Source organism: Thermomonospora catenispora (assembly GCF_006363815.1).
Lineage (GTDB): Bacteria > Actinomycetota > Actinomycetes > Streptosporangiales > Streptosporangiaceae > Thermomonospora > Thermomonospora catenispora.
Window position 1 is genome coordinate 307970 of sequence record NZ_RRYT01000002.1, and the last position, 16043, is coordinate 324012.

Consider the following 16043-nt stretch of genomic DNA (forward strand, 5'->3'; position numbering starts at 1 on the left):
GGGAGGACGAGCGCCGGGGGTTACCTAACGATATGGTGTAACTACCCAACGATGATGATCGGGGCGCGAACCGGGGAAGTTACCCCATAACGCAACGTATCCAGGCGATTCCATAAGACGACCAAGGGGCGCGCTCTCCTCACCGTTCCACGTCATCCCACTCGTCCCTCTCGAGGCCGTGATGAAGGACCCCCACACCACGCGGAACACCAGGCCACGGCGCGGATCCCCGCTCTGGATCTACTTCGTCGCGGTCATCGGCGTCGGGGCCGCCGCGTTCGCCGCGGCGATGCACGGCGCCACCCGGGCCGATCTCGACGCGCTGGCCGCCAACCCGGTGTTCTGGATCCTGGCCTGCTTCATCGTGTTCGGCGAACTGCGGCCGATCGTCACGGCCGGTGCCGCCGAGCACACCGGGGCGACCGCCTCCACCACCTTCTCCTTCGCCGCGCTGCTGTACGCCGGCCTGCCGGTGGCCGTCGCGCTGCAGACACTGGCCGTGGTGGTGTGCGGGGTCTTCCGGCGGCACGCCGTCCACCGGGTCGCCTTCAACGTCGCCCAGTGCACCCTCAGCCTGACCGCCGCCGCACTGGTGCTGCGCGCGTTCGGGATCAGCGCCGCCGCCGCGCCCGACCGGCTGTGGGTGCCCGACGGGGGCGACCTGCTGCCCATCGCGCTGGCGGGAGCGGCCTATTTCATCTGCAACGACCTGTTCGTGTGCACCGCGGTGGCGCTGCACGAGCGCACCTCGCTGATCGAGACGCTCCGCTGGGACCTGGGATATCAGGTGCTGGTGCACGTGGCGCTGCTGGCGCTGGCCCCGCTGGTGGTGGTCACCATGGACCGATCGGCGGCGTTCGTCCCGCTGATCGCGCTGCCGTTCCTGGCGGTCTACCTGAACGCCTCGGTGTCGGTGCGCCGCGAGCACCAGGCCCGCCACGACGGGCTCACCGGACTGCCCAACCGCAAGCTGCTGACCCTGCGCACCGAGGAGGCGCTGGCGGCGGCCCGCGCCGACCGGGCCGGCGAGCGACGGGTCGGGCTGTTCCTGCTGGACCTCGACCGCTTCAAGGAGGTCAACGACACCTTGGGGCACCCCACCGGGGACCGGCTGCTGCAGATCGTGGCGCACCGGCTGACGCACAGCGTGCGCCCCGGCGACCTGGTGGCCCGGCTCGGCGGGGACGAGTTCGCGGTGCTGCTGCCGTCCGTCCGCGACGAGCAGGCCGCCCGCGAGGTCGCCGCCCGGCTGCGGGTGGCGCTCGGCGAACCGGTGCGGCTGGAGGGCCTGTCGTTCGACCTGGAGGCCAGCGTCGGCATCGCCCTCTACCCCGATCACGCCCCCGACTACGGCCTGCTGGTGCAGCGCGCCGACGTGGCGATGTACGAGGCCAAGGTCAACCGCACCGGCGTGGAGGTCTACAGCCCGGCCAAGGACCGCAACTCCCCGGTCCGCCTCACCATGCTCGGGGAGCTGGGACGCGCCGTCGACCGCGGCGAGCTGGAGCTGCACTACCAGCCCACGATGCCGCTGGCGGGCGGCCCGCCGCTGGGACTGGAGGCGCTGCTGCGCTGGCGGCATCCCGACCGCGGACTCCTGGGGCCGGAGGCGTTCCTGCCGATCGCCGAGCAGACCTATCTGATGTGCTCGATCAGCCAGTACGCGCTGGACGCCGCGCTGACCCAGCTCGCCGCCTGGTGGCGGGAGGGACTGACCACACGGATCGCGGTGAACGTCGCGGCGCGCGACCTGCTGGATGTGTCCTTCGCCGAGACGGTCGCCGCCGCGCTGACCCGGCACGGCCTGCCGCCCGACGCCCTCCAACTGGAGATCACCGAACGCGCCCTCGCCCGCGACCCGGCCTATGCGGCCGGGACCCTGGACGGCCTGGCCCGGCTCGGGGTGCGGCTCGCCCTGGACGACTACGGCACCGGCCGGTCCGCCCTGGTGAGCCTCAAACGCCTGCCGGTGGAGGAGATCAAGATAGACTCCTCCTTCATATCCCGGCTGGCGGACAGCGCCGACGACGCCGTGATCGTCCGCTCCATCGTCGAACTGGCCCGCACCCTGGGTCTGCGCTCGGTCGCCGAAGGGGTCGAGGACGCTTCGACCGCTCAGCGGCTGCGCGACCTGGGCTGCGATGCGGCCCAGGGGCGGCTGTTCGGCCGCCCGATGGACGCGGACGCCGCCACCGACTGGCTCCGCCGCGCCATGGAACGGGCTCCGGAGCCGGCCGCATGATCCCCCCGATCCGCGAGGAGACCGATGCCTGCTCCGCTCCGTTTCGTCATCTTCATGTTCTTCACCGGGGGAGCCCTCTTCCTCGGCCTCATCACCATGGCCAACGCCGACCTCCCGACCAATCCGCCGCAGGCCGAGGACTTCTACGAGCAGGTGCCGATAGTGATCGGCGGCGGGTTCTGCACACTGGCCAGCGCCGTCATCGCCGCCGGCGCGCTGGCCGGCCTCCTGGACACCCGGCGGACCGCCGCGCCCGCCGCGGCCGTTCTCCCGCCCGTGCCGCCCCAGGGCCATGTCCCCTCGCCGATGCAGCAGCAGCTTCCGCCGTCCGGCGTCCCCTACCCCGGTGCGCCGGGTCCCCAGCAGCCCGGCCAGCCCGGCCAGCCCGCCTGACCGTCCCGGCGGGATCGTTCTCCACCGCCTGCCGGCGGGGGAGTGTCGAGATGCACTCCCGATCATGTCCCGGCCGGCGGACGGCGCCGACGACGCCGTGATCGTCCGCTCCATCGTCGGATCGACCCGCGCCCTGGGGCCGCGTTCGGTCGCCGACGGGGCCGAGGACGCCCGATCGTCCGGCGGGAGCGCGTGAGCCGGGCAGCGACGCGGTCCAGGGGCGGCGTCCGGTCGCCCGATGGACGCCGGTACCGTCATCGACCGGCTCCGCCGCGCCGGGGAACGGGCCCCGGAGCCGACACCTGACCCCCGATCTGCGAGGAAGCCGATGTCCCATCAGCTCCGTTACTTCATTTTCGTGCTCTTCACCGGGGGAGCCGCCCTCTTCAGCATCATCGCCCTCTCCAACATCCAGCCCGTCACCGGCCAGGAGGAGGCCCACGAGTTCTACGGGCACCTGCTGGCGGTGATCGCCTGCGGTCTCACCGCGGTGGCCTGCGCCGTCATCGCCGGCTGCGCGCTGAACGGCCTCCGGGACCCCGTGCGGTCCGCCCCGCCCTACGGCGCCCCTCCGGCCATGCCGCCCCACGCCGTCCCTCCGCCCGTGCCGCCCCAGGGGCACGTCCCGCCGATGCAGCAGCAGCAGCTGCCGCCGCCCGGCGTCCCCTACCCCGGTGCGTCGGGCCCCCAGCAGTCCGGCCAGCCCGGCCAGCCCGGCCAGCCCGCCTGAGCGCGCCCTCTCCGACCGGGCTCATCGCGCGGGCCGGCGGGCGAGGGGGACGCGGAGCTGCGGCCGGCGGCCCGCGCTCTCCGGTAAAGGGTTCGGAGGCCGGTCACGGAGGCCCATAGGATGGCGGACGAACCAACCGATCGCAGAAACGGCTTCCATACATGTCCGCCATCACCCGTGATGAGGTGGCTCATCTCGCCCGGCTGTCCAGGCTGGCGCTGGGCGAGGAGGAGCTCGACCACCTCGCCGCTCAGCTAGATGTGATCATCTCCGCGGTCGCGCGGGTGCAGGAGGTCGCGGCGGAGGACATCCCGCCGACCTCGCACGCGCTGCCGCTGACCAACGTGTTCCGACCGGATGAGGTGCGGCCGTCGCTCAGCCCCGAGCAGGCGCTGGCCGGGGCGCCCGCAGCCGAGGAACAGCGGTTCCGGGTGCCGCGGATCCTGGGGGAGGAGGCCTGAGGTGAGCAGCGAGCTGACCCGCAGGACCGCCGCCGAGCTGGCGGAGCTGATCGCCTCCGGCCAGGTCTCCGCGGTGGAGGTCACCCAGGCCCACCTGGACCGGATCGCCGCGGTCGACGGGCAGGTCAAGGCGTTCCTGCACGTGGACGCCGAGACCGCGCTGGCGCAGGCGCGCGCGGTCGACGAGCGCCGCGCGGCCGGGGAGCGCCTCGGCCCGCTGGCCGGGGTGCCGGTCGCGCACAAGGACGTGTTCACCACCGCCGACATGCCCACCACCGCCGGATCGAAGATCCTGGAGGGCTGGCGGCCGCCGTACGACGCCACCGTCACCGCCCGGCTGCGCGAGGCCGGACTGGTGATCATCGGCAAGACCAACCTGGACGAGTTCGCGATGGGCTCGTCCACCGAGAACAGCGCGTTCGGGCCCTCGCACAACCCGTGGGACCTGAGCCGCGTCCCCGGCGGCTCCTCCGGCGGATCCTCGGCCGCGGTCGCCGCCTACGAGGCGCCGCTGGCCACCGGCACCGACACCGGCGGCTCCATCCGTCAGCCCGCCGCCGTCACCGGCATCGTCGGCGCCAAGCCCACCTACGGCGGCTCCTCCCGCTACGGGCTGATCGCGTTCGCCTCCTCGCTGGACACCCCGGGCCCGTTCGGCCGCACCGTGCTGGACGCGGCGCTGCTGCACGAGGCGTTCTCCGGCCACGACCCGCTGGACTCCACCTCCATCGACCGCCCGGTGCCGCCGGTGGTCGAGGCCGCCCGCCGCGCCGACGTGGCCGGGCTGCGCGTCGGCGTGGTCAAGGAGCTGGGCGGCGAGGGCTACCAGCCGGGCGTGCAGGCCCGCTTCAACGAGGCGGTGGAGCTGCTGGAGTCGCTGGGCGCCAAGGTCGCCGAGGTGTCCTGCCCGCACTTCACCTACGCGCTGCCGGCCTACTACCTCATCGCCCCGTCGGAGTGCTCCTCCAACCTGGCCCGCTTCGACGCGATGCGGTACGGCCTGCGGGTCGGCGACGACGGCGTCCGCAGCGCCGAGGAGGTCATGGCCCTCACCCGGGCCCAGGGCTTCGGCGCCGAGGTCAAGCGGCGCATCATGCTCGGCACGTACGCGCTCTCGTCGGGCTACTACGACGCCTACTACGGCAAGGCCCAGCAGGTCCGCACCCTGATCATCCGCGACTTCGAGGCCGCGTTCGAGCAGGTGGACGTGCTGGTGTCGCCCACCACGCCGACCACCGCGTTCCCCATCGGCGACCGCGTGGACGACCCGATGGCGATGTACCTGGCCGACCTGGCCACCATTCCCTCCAACCTGGCCGGCAACGCCGCCATCTCCGTGCCGTGCGGGCTGGCGGACGAGGACGGCCTGCCGGTCGGCCTCCAGGTGATGGCCCCTCCGCTGGCCGACGACCGGGTCTACCGCGTCGCCGCCGCCGTGGAGAAGGCGCTGCAGGACCGCTGGGGCGGCCCGCTGCTGGCCAAGGCCCCCGAGCTCGTGGAGGTTGACCGATGAGCGCCGCGCTGATGCCGTACGAGGAGGCGCTGGCCAAGTACGAGCCGGTGCTGGGCGTGGAGACCCACATCGAGCTGGGCACGGCCTCCAAGATGTTCTGCGGGTGCCCGACCACGTTCGGGGCGCCGCCCAACACCCAGGTCTGCCCGGTGTGCCTGGGGCTGCCGGGCTCGCTGCCGGTCGCCAACAAGGCGGCGATCGAGGGGATCATCAAGATCGGCCTCGCGCTGAACTGCACCATCGTGGAATGGTGCCGGTTCGCCCGGAAGAACTACTTCTATCCGGACATGCCGAAGAACTTCCAGATCTCCCAGTACGACGAGCCCCTGTGCGTCGACGGGCATCTGGACGTGGAGGTCGACGGCGAGACCTACCGCATCGGCATCGAGCGCGTCCACATGGAGGAGGACACCGGCAAGTCCCTGCACGTCGGCGGGGCCACCGGACGCATCCACGGCGCCGACTACTCGCTGGTGGACTACAACCGGGCCGGGATCCCGCTGGTGGAGATCGTCACCAAGCCGATCACCGGCACCGGGGACAAGGCGCCGCTGGTCGCCCGCGCCTACGCCACCGAGCTGCGCGAGCTGGTGCGCGCCCTCGGCGTCTCGGACGTGCGCATGGAGGAGGGCTCCATGCGCTGCGACATCAACGTGTCGCTGGCTCCGCGCGGCTCCGCCGAGTGGGGCACCCGCACCGAGACCAAGAACGTCAACTCGCTGCGCTCGGTGGAACGGGCCGTCCGCCACGAGATCGAACGGCAGGCCGCGGTGCTGGAGTCCGGCGGCACGGTGGTGCAGGAGACCCGCCACTTCCACGAGGACACCGGCACCACCACCAGCGGGCGCAGCAAGGAGGAGGCGCAGGACTACCGCTACTTCCCCGAGCCGGACCTGGTGCCGATAGCGCCGTCCCGCGAATGGGTGGAGGAGCTGCGCGCGAGCCTGCCGGAGCTGCCCGCCGCCCGCCGCCGCCGGGTGCAGGCCGAATGGGGCCTGACCGACCTGGAGCTGCGGGACGTGGTCAACGCCGGGGCCCTGGACCTCATCGAGGACACCGTCAAGGCCGGCTGCGCCCCCGCCCCCGCCCGCAAGTGGTGGATGAACGAGCTGTCGCGCCGGGCCGCCGAGCAGGGCGTGGAGCTGTCGGACCTGCCCATCACCCCCCGGCAGGTCGCCCGCATCCAGGCGCTGATCGACGAGGGCTCCCTCAACGACAAGCTGGCCCGCCAGGTCTTCGAGGGGGTCCTCGCCGGCGAGGGCGACCCCGACCAGGTGGTGGCCGCCCGCGGGCTGAAGATCGTCAGCGACGAGGGCGAACTGTCCGCCATCGTCGACCAGGTGATCGCCGACAACGCCGAGGTCGCCGAGAAGGTCCGCTCCGGCAAGGTCGCCGCCGCCGGCGCCCTGGTCGGCGCCGTCATGAAGGCCACTCGGGGACAGGCCGACGCCGCCCGCGCCCGCGAGCTCATCCTGGAGAAGCTCGGCGCGAGCTGACGAGCGGACCCGCGGGGCGCCCGCTCCGCACCCCGCGCCTCCCGCCGGCCCGCCCTCGCCCGTCCGTGGGCTCGCTGCGGGCGGACCGGCGCGGGTCGTGGGGAGGGGGCGACCCCCTTCGTGGCCCCCCTGGTGTGTCGAGCCGGTCCGTCCTCGCTTCGCTGCGGGCGGACCGGCTCGACATGCGCGAGCAGATGGGGCCGGTCGGGGTGTGGGCCGGGGAGCTCGCAGGGTCCGCTTCTCCGTGCGGCTCTAGAGGGGAACGCGCAGGATGCGGTCGTCCTGTGCGGACGGCGTGCCGCGGCCGTCGTGGTTGCTGGTGGTGATCCACAGCGACCCGTCGGGGGCGCGGACGACGGCGCGCAGCCGGCCGTACTCGCCCTCATAGTGCGCGATCGGCCGGCCCACCCGGCCGTCCGGGGCGAGCGGGATCTGCCACAGCCGCCGCCCCCGCAGCCCGGCCGCCCACAGCGAGCCGGAGGCGTACGCCAGGCCGGACGGCGACGCCTCATCGGTGGTCCAGGTCAGCAGCGGGTCGGTGTAGCGGCCTTCGTCGTCGCCCCGTTGCACGCCCTCCACGTGCGGCCAGCCGTAGTTGCGGCCCCGCTCGATCAGGTTGATCTCGTCGAAGCGGTTCTGCCCGAACTCGGTGGCGTACAGCCGGCCTCGCTCGTCCCATGCCAGGCCCTGCACGTTGCGGTGCCCGTACGACCAGACGGGGGAGGCGAACGGATTGCCCGGGGCGGGCCCGCCGTCCGGGGTGACCCGCAGGATCTTGCCGCCCAGCGAGCCCCGGTCCTGTGCCAGCTCGGTCCGGTAGACCTCGCCGGTCGCGACGTACAGCAGCCCGTCCGGCCCGAACGCGATCCGCCCGCCGTTGTGGTTGGCGCCCTTGGGAATGCCCGTGACGATCGGCCGCGGCTCGCTCAGCGACCGCCCGTCGAACCGGAAGCGCACCACCCGGTTGTCGTCGGCGGCCGTGAAGTACAGGTACACCCGCCGGTCGCGCTCGTAGGAGGGGGACACCGCGACCCCCAGCAGGCCGCCCTCGCCGCCCGGCCGCACTCCCGGGACCTCGCCGATCGGGGTCACCCGCCCCTGCGGCGTCACCCGCAGCAGCCGGGCCGTGTCCCGTTCGGTGACCAGCGCGTCCCCGTCGGGCAGGAAGGCGATCGCCCACGGTGTCCGCAGCCCCGTCGCCAGCGTGCGCGGCCGGCCGGGAGCGGCGGCCGTGGGCCCGGCGGCGGGGGATCCGTCCGGGGCGGTGGCCGGCAGCGGAGGCGGAGTCCGCGCGCCGCCCTCCGGGTCGGACGCGCAGCCGGCCAGCACGACGGCCGCCGCGCCGAGCGCGCCGACGGCACGGACGGCGCTCCGGACGAGACCGTCTGCGCCGATGAGCTCTGCGCCGATGAGCATGGCTGGGCACCCCCTCCCCGTCACCCTGCCACACCGATGCCGGCCCCGGTGGGCGCCGAGTCGTACGATCCGGGACTATGACGACATTGTGGGTGGCCCGCCCCGAGATCGCCGAGGCGGTGGAGGACGTGGCCGGCGTGACCGTCGAGGTGTGGGCCGAGGGACCGCCGCCCGGCCCGGTGGAGGACGTGGAGTTCTATGTTCCGGCGTTGCAGCCCTCGCCGGAGCAGCTGGCGCTGATGGCGCGGATGCCGCGGCTGCGGGTGGTGCAGCTGCAGACCGCCGGGTTCGAGCACATCGAGCCGCACCTGCCCGACGGCGTCACGCTGTGCAACGCCCGGGGCGCGCACGACGCGGGCACCGCCGAATGGGCGGTCGGCGCGATCATCGCCGGGCTGCGGGAGTTCCCGGAGTTCGCCGCCGCGCAACGGGAGGGCCGGTGGACCTACCGCCAGACGGCGGCGCTCGCCGACTCCCGGGTGCTGCTGGTCGGGTACGGCTCGATCGGGCAGGCCGTGGAACGCCGCCTGAAGCCGTTCGAGGTGGAGATCACCCGGGTGGCGAGCCGGGCCCGTGAGGGCGTGCACGGGGTGGAGGAGCTGCCCGAGCTGATCGGCCGCGCCGACGCGGTGGTGCTGGTGGTTCCGGCGACCCCGCGGACGAAGGGCATGATCGACGCCGCGATGCTGGCCCGGATGAAGGACGGCGCGCTGCTGGTCAACGCCGCCCGCGGCAGCGTGGTGGACACCGACGCGCTGGTCGCCGAGACCTCCCGCGGCCGGCTGCGCGCCGCGCTGGACGTCACCGACCCTGAGCCGCTGCCGCCCGGTCACCCACTGTGGCGGTGTCCCGGCGTGTTCATCACCCCGCACGTCGCCGGCTCCACGCCGGCCTCGGTCCGTCGCATCGCTCGACTGGTCCGTGACCAGGCCGTTCGTTACCTGGCGGGGGAGCCGCTGCACAACACGGTCGCCGGATCGCCCCGTCCGGCTCCACGGATTGGTCACGGAAGGTAAAAAACCGGCCCGGATCACCGCTCGACGGGCGATGATCGGCCCATTGGAGACGAAGCTCCGGCGGGGATCGTTGAAGCCGGGTGGACGCTGAGACTCAATCGCTCCGTGACCTACGGAACGTACATTGAGCATCACAGTGACCCCGCAGCGGAACCACGGTGCAGACGACGCCGCCGGCTCGGCCGGTGACCGACGACGCCCCGGGAAGGGGCGGTCTCGTCCCGGCAGGAGAGCATCGGCCTTCCCCGAGACGGACGACGGCGCCGGAAACGATCTTGCGTACCGGTTGCGTTGATGTCGATGACGGTCGACGCCGCGGTCCCCGGGGGCCGACGGTCCGGACAGCAGAGAGCGAGCGGCGGATGAGCGGCGAGAGCGCCAGGCGGTTTCCGCCTCGTGTGGTGCCGATCGGCGTGGCCGCGCTCACCGTGATCGCGCTCGCCGTCGGCTCCCTGGTGGGCTGGGGCGGCGTCGTCCTGCCCGCCTGGGCGGAGAGCGTCGTCGCCCTCGCGGCGGGCGCGTCGCTGCTGACCGCGGTGGTCCCGCTGCCGCTGCGGCCCGGCCGCGGCGGCTCCGCCGGGGAGCCCGCCGAGGAGCGTCCCCGGCGTCGAGATCCCCGGCGCGACTGCTGGAGCTGGTTCGCGGTGGCCGCCGCCTGCTGGCTGGCGGGCGCCGCGACCGACCTGTTCTCACCCGGCCTGCTGGGCACCGGCAGCGGGGCGCTGTCGCTGGCGGACCTGTTCTACCTGGCCGCGATGGCCGCGTTGACCACCGGGTTCGTGGTCCCGATCCGACTGCCCAGGGACGTGGGGACCTGGACCCGCTACCTCGCCGATACCTATGTGTGCGTGGCCGCGTTGTTCGTGTTCGGCTGGGTGGCGGAGTTCGACCGGCTGTACCACCTGTCGGGGGAGACGCCGGCCGAATTCGTGCTGGACCTGCTGTATCCGCTGGTCGGGACGATGCTGGTGTGCGGGGCGCTGCCGTTCGTGCTGGGCGCCGCCCGCGCCTACCGGGCCGGAGTGTGGATGGCCTATCTGGCGTTGGTGGCGTTCGTCGCGGCCGACATCGCCTCCATGATCGACCGGCTGCACGGCGGCGCCTCCTCCGTCGATCCGGGGGACATCCCGCGGGTGGCGGGCCTGCTGCTGCTCGGCCTGGCCCCCTGGATCCGCCCGATGCCCGCCGTGGAGCGCCCGCGCGTCCCCTCCGGGGAGGCCGACGACGCCGAGCCCGCCGCCCCCTGCGGCCGCATGATCGGCCCCGGGCTCACCCCGGCGGCGGTGGCGGCGGCGTCCGCCCTGTTCGTCGCGGGGCACTCGCTGACCGGCAGCCAGGGCTCGGAGCCGGTGGTCACGATCGTCGCCGGGTCCGCGGTGCTGGTGATGCTGGCGCGGCTGGCCGGGCTGCTCCGCGAGAACGACGGGCTGCGGCGTGCGGTCGAGGCGGGGGAGGAGCACTTCCGGGCGCTGGCTGACAGCATCAACGACGTGGTGGTGATCTGCGACCTGACCGGCGGGATCCAGTACGTCTCCGACCGGGCCCGCCAGGTCTACGGCCACGACCCCGACGATCTGGTGGGCCGGGGGCTGGCCGAGCTGATCCATCCCGAGGACCTGCCGCACCTGGAGGAGGTCTACGGCGAGTTCCTGGCCTCGGACCAGGCGGCGCTGCGGGTGTCCTGCCGGGTGCGCGCCGCCGACGGCACCTGGCTGCCCACCGAGTCGACCGTCTCCCGGTACACCGGCTCGCGGGTGCTGGTGACCACCCGCGACCTGTCCGAGCAGGCGGCGCTGCGGCGTCAGGTCACCCATCTGACCTTCCACGACGGGCTGACCGGGCTGCCCAACCGGGCCTACTTCGAAGAGCGCGTCCGCGAGGTGCTCTCCCGGGAGGCCGCCGCCGACCGGGTCGCGGTGGTGTTCGCCGACCTCGACGGGTTCACCGCGGTGAACGACTCGGCGGGGCACGCCGCCGGGGACCAGGTCCTCGCCCAGGCCGCCCGCCGGCTGCGCGCCGCCGTCCAGGCCGACGACACGGTGGCCCGATGGGGCGGCGACGAGTTCGCCGTGCTGGTGGAGGACGCCGCCGAGGCCCGCGCGGCGGTGGAGCTGGCCGAGCGGCTGCTGCGGGTGCTGACCGACGAGCCGTACCGGGCGGGCCACCGCGAGGTGGTGCTGAGCGCCAGCGTGGGGCTGGCGTTCGCCGACAGCGATCGGGCCGATCAGGCCGGGCGGGAGGAGGGGGCGGCGCCGGCGGCCGATCGGCAGAGCTGGTCCGACCTGATCCGCAACGGCGATCTGGCGATGGCGCGGGCCAAGGAGCTGGGCGGCGGACGCGTGGAGGTGTTCGCCGCGCACATGCACGCCGATGTGGTGCGGCGGCTGGAGCTGGGCGCCGAGCTGCAGCGGGCGCTCAGCGAGGAGCAGTTCACCGTCGAGTTCCAGCCGGTGGTGGAGCTGGCCACCTCCCGGGTGACCGGGGTGGAGGCGCTGGTGCGCTGGTGGCGCGGCAGCGAGTCGGTGCCGCCGCAGGAGTTCATCCGGCCCGCCGAGGAGTCCGGGCTGATGGTCCAGCTGGGCGAGTGGGTGCTGCGGGAGTCCTGCCGACAGGTGGCCCGGTGGCGCGCCGAGTCCTGGGACGTGGGGCTGTCGGTGAACTTCACCGCCCGGCAGATCGCCGCGCCGCGGTTCGTGGAGTCGGTGGCGGCGGCCCTGGAGGAGACCGGTCTGCCGCCCAGCGCGCTCACCCTGGAGGTCCGGGAGGAGGTGCTGGTCGAGGACGCCGGGCAGAACGTGCGGCGGCTGACCGCGCTGCGCGATCTGGGGGTGCGGCTGGCCATCGACGACTTCGGCACCGGCTACGCCTCGCTGGCCTATCTGGGGCAGCTCCCGGTGGACGTGATCAAGATCGACCCGTCGTTCGTGGCGGGGCTGGGCCGGGACGACACGCTCACCCTGCTCACCCGGACCATCGTGCGGCTGGGCAGTGATCTCGGTCTCACCGTGGTGGCCGAGGGCATCGAGCGTCCCGAGCAGCTGGAGCTGCTGCGCGAGATGGAGTGCCCGCGCGGGCAGGGGTTCCTGGTGGCCCGGCCGATGGCGGCGGGGCCGGCGGAGGCGCTGCTGCGCACCAATCTCACCGACCGGGGCGGTTCCGCCGACGCCGAGCGGGGGCCCGGCGGTCCCGGTCTGCCGCTGCACGGACCGGCCCTGTCGCCGGGCTGAGTCCGTCTCGGATGGTGAGATGATTTATCCACGGATTTGACGCCGGTCGGGGGAGTCGGCGATTGTGTACCCGTGCAGAGCATCTTCTCGATCCTCGTAGTACTTGGTCGGCGCGCAGGCTGACCAAGTCGCTTCGCCTGCGCGCTCCCCTCGATTCGCCATATCCGGCGCGAGGGGTTTTTTGTTGGCCAGGATCACTCTCCCATCCAAGGAAAAGGCATGACCACCGAACGAATGACGGGAGCTCAGGCGCTGGTCCGCGCACTGGAGAACGTCGGGGTCGACACCGTGTTCGGCATCCCCGGGGGAGCGATCCTCCCGGCCTACGACCCCCTGTTCGACTCCAAGCAGGTGCGGCACATCCTGGTCCGCCACGAGCAGGGCGCCGGGCACGCCGCTCAGGGATACGCCATGGTCACCGGCAAGGTCGGGGTCTGCATGGCCACCAGCGGCCCGGGGGCCACCAACCTCGTCACCCCGATCTCCGACGCCTACATGGACTCGGTGCCGATCGTGGCCATCACCGGCCAGGTCTCCAGCTCGGCCATCGGGACCGACGCGTTCCAGGAGGCCGACATCGTCGGCATCACCATGCCGATCACCAAGCACAACTTCCTGGTCACCGATGCCCGGGACATCGCCCGCACCATCGCCGAGGCGTTCCACATCGCCTCCACCGGCCGTCCCGGTCCGGTCCTGGTCGACATCTCCAAGGACGCTCTGCAGGACACCGTCGAGTTCGCCTGGCCCGAGTCGCTGCGGCTGCCCGGCTACCGGCCGGTGACCCGCCCGCACTCCAAGCAGATCCGTGAGGCGGCCCGGCTGCTGGTGGAGGCCGAGCGCCCGGTGCTGTACGTGGGCGGCGGCGTGATCAAGGCGGGCGCGGCGGCCGAGCTGAAGGTGCTGGCCGAGCTGACCGGCGCGCCGGTGGTCACCACGCTGATGGCCAAGGGCGCGCTGCCCGACAGCCACCCCCTGCACATGGGGATGCCCGGCATGCACGGCACCGTCGGCGCGGTCGGCGCCCTGCAGCGCTCGGACCTGTTGGTGGCCCTCGGCGCCCGCTTCGACGACCGGGTCACCGGCAAGCTGGACAGCTTCGCCCCCGACGCCAAGGTCGTGCACGCCGACATCGACCCGGCCGAGATCTCCAAGAACCGGCACGCCGACGTCCCGATCGTCGGCGACGTCCGCGAGGTCATCGCCGACCTGATCGTGGCGGTGCAGGCCGAGCACGAGGCCGGCCGCCGCGGCGACTACAGCGCCTGGTGGAAGCAGCTGAACGCCTGGCGGGAGACCTACCCCCTGGGGTACGACCACCCCGAGGACGGTTCGCTGGCCCCCCAGTACGTGATCGAGCAGATCGGCAAGATGGTCGGCCCGGACGCCTACTACGTGGCGGGCGTGGGCCAGCACCAGATGTGGGCGGCCCAGTTCATCAAGTACGAGCGGCCCGGGGCGTTCCTCAACTCCGGCGGCGCGGGGACCATGGGCTATGCGATCCCGGCGGCGATGGGCGCCAAGGTCGCCAAGCCCGACGCCCAGGTGTGGGCGATCGACGGCGACGGCTGCTTCCAGATGACCAACCAGGAGCTGGCCACCTGCGTCGTCGAGGGCATCCCGATCAAGGTCGCCGTGATCAACAACGGCAACCTGGGCATGGTCCGGCAGTGGCAGACGCTCTTCTACAACGAGCGCTATTCCAACACCGACCTCCACTCCAAGCGGATCCCGGACTTCGTCAAGCTGGCCGAGGCCTACGGGTGCGTCGGGCTGCGCTGCGAGCGGCCCGAGGACGTCGAGGGCACCATCGCCAAGGCGATGGAGATCAACGACACCCCGGTGGTCATCGACTTCGTGGTCCACAAGGACGCCATGGTGTGGCCCATGGTCGCCGCCGGGACCAGCAACGACGACATCAAGATCGCGCGCGACATGGCGCCCGACTGGGAGAACGGGGACTGACCCATGAGCCGTCACACGCTCTCGGTGCTGGTGGAGAACAAGCCGGGCATCCTGGCCCGGGTCGCGGCGCTGTTCTCCCGGCGCGGGTTCAACATCGACTCGCTGGCGGTGGGCACCACCGAGCATCCGGAGATCTCCCGGATGACCATCGTGGTGAACGTCGAGGACCTGCCGCTGGAACAGGTCACCAAGCAGCTCAACAAGCTGGTCAACGTGCTGAAGATCGTGGAGCTGGATCCGGCCTCCTCGGTGCAGCGCGAACTGATCCTGGTTAAGGTGCGGGCCGACGCCGAGACCCGGTCGCAGGTGCTGGAGACCGTCCAGCTGTTCCGCGCCAAGGTGGTCGACGTGGCCCCGGAGGCGGTCACCATCGAGGCCACCGGCAACCGTGACAAGCTCGAAGCGCTCATCCGCGTGCTGGAGCCGTTCGGCATCAAGGAGTTGGTCCAGTCGGGGATGGTGGCCATCGGCCGCGGCGCCCGCTCCATCACCGATCGCTCCCTGCGAGCCCTGGACCGCAGCGCCTGAGCGCGCCTTCATCCATAGAGAGGTAGTTCCAAGTGGCGGAGATGTTCTACGACGACGACGCCGACCTGAGCGTCATCCAGGGCCGGCACGTGGCCGTGATCGGCTACGGCAGCCAGGGGCACGCGCACGCGCTGTCGCTGCGCGATTCGGGGGTCGACGTGCGGGTCGGGCTCAAGGAGGGCTCCAAGAGCCGGGCGCAGGCCGAGGCGGACGGCCTGCGGGTGGTCACCCCGGCCGAGGCGGCCGAGGAGGCCGACCTGATCATGATCCTGGCGCCCGACCACGTCCAGCGCGACCTGTACAACAACGAGATCAAGCCGGCCCTGGTCGAGGGTGATGCGCTGTTCTTCGGGCACGGCCTGAACATCCGGTTCGGCCTGATCGAGGCCCCCGAGGGCGTGGACGTGGCCATGGTCGCCCCCAAGGGCCCCGGCCACCTGGTGCGTCGCCAGTTCACCGCGGGCCGGGGCGTGCCGGTGCTGGTCGCGGTGGAGAAGGACGCCACCGGGAACGCCTGGCCGCTGACCCTCTCCTACGCCAAGGCGATCGGCGGGCTGCGCGCCGGCGGCATCAAGACCACCTTCGCCGAGGAGACCGAGACCGACCTGTTCGGTGAGCAGGCCGTGCTGTGCGGCGGCGTGTCCGAGCTGATCAAGGCCGGGTTCGAGACCCTGATCGAGGCGGGCTACCAGCCGGAGGTGGCCTACTTCGAGTGCCTGCACGAGATGAAGCTGATCGTCGACCTCATGTACGAGGGCGGCATCCAGAAGATGTACTGGTCGGTCTCCGACACCGCCGAGTACGGCGGTTACACCCGCGGTCCGCGGGTGATCACCGAGCAGACCAAGGAGGCGATGAAGCGGATCCTCGCCGAGATCACCTCCGGCGAGTTCGCCAAGGAGCTCGTCGCCGAGTTCGACGGCGGCCAGACCAACCACCTCAAGTACCGCAAGGAGCTGGGCGACCACCCGATCGAGCAGACCGGCGCCAAGCTCCGCCCGATGATGAGCTGGCTGAACGACTGACGCCCCGGGCCCCGTGAGGGGCGCCCGGCGC

General features: G+C 72.5%; 13 protein-coding genes. 12 read left to right on the top strand and 1 reads right to left on the bottom strand.

Features of this window, described 5'->3' with window-relative positions:
* Positions 1-181: 181 nt before the first annotated feature.
* The 7 genes from EIO00_RS03130 (at position 182) to gatB (ending at position 6835) form a co-directional block, all read left to right on the top strand.
* Positions 182-2242 carry a putative bifunctional diguanylate cyclase/phosphodiesterase gene (locus EIO00_RS03130; RefSeq protein WP_140175352.1) on the top strand — a complete coding sequence of 687 codons (2061 nt, stop codon included), beginning with the start codon at positions 182-184 and terminating at the stop codon, positions 2240-2242.
* 24 nt (positions 2243-2266) lie between these two features.
* The gene (locus EIO00_RS03135; RefSeq protein WP_140175353.1) at positions 2267-2635 is read left to right on the top strand and encodes a hypothetical protein; all 369 of its coding nucleotides are present in this window, start codon (positions 2267-2269) and stop codon (positions 2633-2635) included.
* Between the two features lie 64 nt (positions 2636-2699).
* Entirely contained in the window at positions 2700-2831 is a 132-nt protein-coding gene (locus tag EIO00_RS25500) for a hypothetical protein (protein ID WP_277752846.1), read from the top strand.
* A gap of 132 nt (positions 2832-2963) precedes the next feature.
* Positions 2964-3365 (top strand): hypothetical protein, encoded by a 402-nt coding sequence (locus EIO00_RS03140; protein WP_140175354.1) that lies wholly within the window; start codon positions 2964-2966, stop codon positions 3363-3365.
* Positions 3366-3526: 161 nt separating this feature from the next.
* Positions 3527-3826 (top strand): Asp-tRNA(Asn)/Glu-tRNA(Gln) amidotransferase subunit GatC, encoded by a 300-nt coding sequence (gene gatC / locus EIO00_RS03145; protein ID WP_140175355.1) that lies wholly within the window; start codon positions 3527-3529, stop codon positions 3824-3826.
* A 1-nt stretch (position 3827) separates the two neighbouring features.
* A complete protein-coding gene (gene gatA / locus EIO00_RS03150; RefSeq protein WP_140175356.1) occupies positions 3828-5339 on the top strand; it encodes an Asp-tRNA(Asn)/Glu-tRNA(Gln) amidotransferase subunit GatA in 1512 nt (503 codons plus the stop codon).
* Positions 5336-6835, top strand: a complete 1500-nt coding sequence (gene gatB, locus EIO00_RS03155; RefSeq protein ID WP_175596107.1) for an Asp-tRNA(Asn)/Glu-tRNA(Gln) amidotransferase subunit GatB — start codon at positions 5336-5338, stop codon at positions 6833-6835. Before gatA ends, gatB begins: the two co-directional genes overlap by 4 nt.
* A 252-nt stretch (positions 6836-7087) precedes the next feature.
* Here the strand turns inward: gatB and EIO00_RS03160 are convergent, their stop codons facing one another.
* Positions 7088-8251, bottom strand: coding sequence for a PQQ-dependent sugar dehydrogenase (locus EIO00_RS03160; protein WP_140175357.1), 1164 nt, complete (start codon positions 8249-8251; stop codon positions 7088-7090).
* Between the two features lie 77 nt (positions 8252-8328).
* Here EIO00_RS03160 and EIO00_RS03165 point away from each other — a divergent pair, with 77 nt between their 5' ends.
* The 5 genes from EIO00_RS03165 (at position 8329) to ilvC (ending at position 16012) form a co-directional block, all read left to right on the top strand.
* Entirely contained in the window at positions 8329-9267 is a 939-nt protein-coding gene (locus EIO00_RS03165) for a 2-hydroxyacid dehydrogenase (RefSeq protein ID WP_140175358.1), read from the top strand.
* 362 nt (positions 9268-9629) lie between these two features.
* Positions 9630-12494, top strand: coding sequence for a putative bifunctional diguanylate cyclase/phosphodiesterase (locus tag EIO00_RS03170; protein WP_140175359.1), 2865 nt, complete (start codon positions 9630-9632; stop codon positions 12492-12494).
* A 219-nt stretch (positions 12495-12713) separates the two neighbouring features.
* Positions 12714-14459 (top strand): acetolactate synthase large subunit, encoded by a 1746-nt coding sequence (locus EIO00_RS03175; RefSeq protein WP_140175360.1) that lies wholly within the window; start codon positions 12714-12716, stop codon positions 14457-14459.
* A 3-nt stretch (positions 14460-14462) separates the two neighbouring features.
* Complete coding sequence (gene ilvN / locus EIO00_RS03180; protein ID WP_140175361.1) at positions 14463-14987, top strand: acetolactate synthase small subunit; 525 nt, start codon at positions 14463-14465, stop codon at positions 14985-14987.
* A 41-nt stretch (positions 14988-15028) separates the two neighbouring features.
* The gene (ilvC, locus tag EIO00_RS03185) at positions 15029-16012 is read left to right on the top strand and encodes a ketol-acid reductoisomerase (protein WP_140175423.1); all 984 of its coding nucleotides are present in this window, start codon (positions 15029-15031) and stop codon (positions 16010-16012) included.
* Positions 16013-16043 lie beyond the last annotated feature (31 nt).

Excerpts from the sequence above, each read along its gene's own strand:
- EIO00_RS03135 (WP_140175353.1), top strand. The coding sequence starts at position 2,267 with ATGCCTGCTCCGCTCCGTTTCGTCATCTTCATGTTCTTCACCGGGGGA.
- ilvN (WP_140175361.1), top strand. The coding sequence starts at position 14,463 with ATGAGCCGTCACACGCTCTCGGTGCTGGTGGAGAACAAGCCGGGCATC.
- gatC (WP_140175355.1), top strand. The coding sequence starts at position 3,527 with ATGTCCGCCATCACCCGTGATGAGGTGGCTCATCTCGCCCGGCTGTCC.
- EIO00_RS03160 (WP_140175357.1), bottom strand. The coding sequence starts at position 8,251 with ATGCTCATCGGCGCAGAGCTCATCGGCGCAGACGGTCTCGTCCGGAGC.
- EIO00_RS03175 (WP_140175360.1), top strand. The coding sequence starts at position 12,714 with ATGACCACCGAACGAATGACGGGAGCTCAGGCGCTGGTCCGCGCACTG.
- EIO00_RS03140 (WP_140175354.1), top strand. The coding sequence starts at position 2,964 with ATGTCCCATCAGCTCCGTTACTTCATTTTCGTGCTCTTCACCGGGGGA.
- EIO00_RS03165 (WP_140175358.1), top strand. The coding sequence starts at position 8,329 with ATGACGACATTGTGGGTGGCCCGCCCCGAGATCGCCGAGGCGGTGGAG.
- EIO00_RS03170 (WP_140175359.1), top strand. The coding sequence starts at position 9,630 with ATGAGCGGCGAGAGCGCCAGGCGGTTTCCGCCTCGTGTGGTGCCGATC.
- ilvC (WP_140175423.1), top strand. The coding sequence starts at position 15,029 with ATGTTCTACGACGACGACGCCGACCTGAGCGTCATCCAGGGCCGGCAC.
- gatB (WP_175596107.1), top strand. The coding sequence starts at position 5,336 with ATGAGCGCCGCGCTGATGCCGTACGAGGAGGCGCTGGCCAAGTACGAG.
- EIO00_RS25500 (WP_277752846.1), top strand. The coding sequence starts at position 2,700 with ATGTCCCGGCCGGCGGACGGCGCCGACGACGCCGTGATCGTCCGCTCC.
- EIO00_RS03130 (WP_140175352.1), top strand. The coding sequence starts at position 182 with ATGAAGGACCCCCACACCACGCGGAACACCAGGCCACGGCGCGGATCC.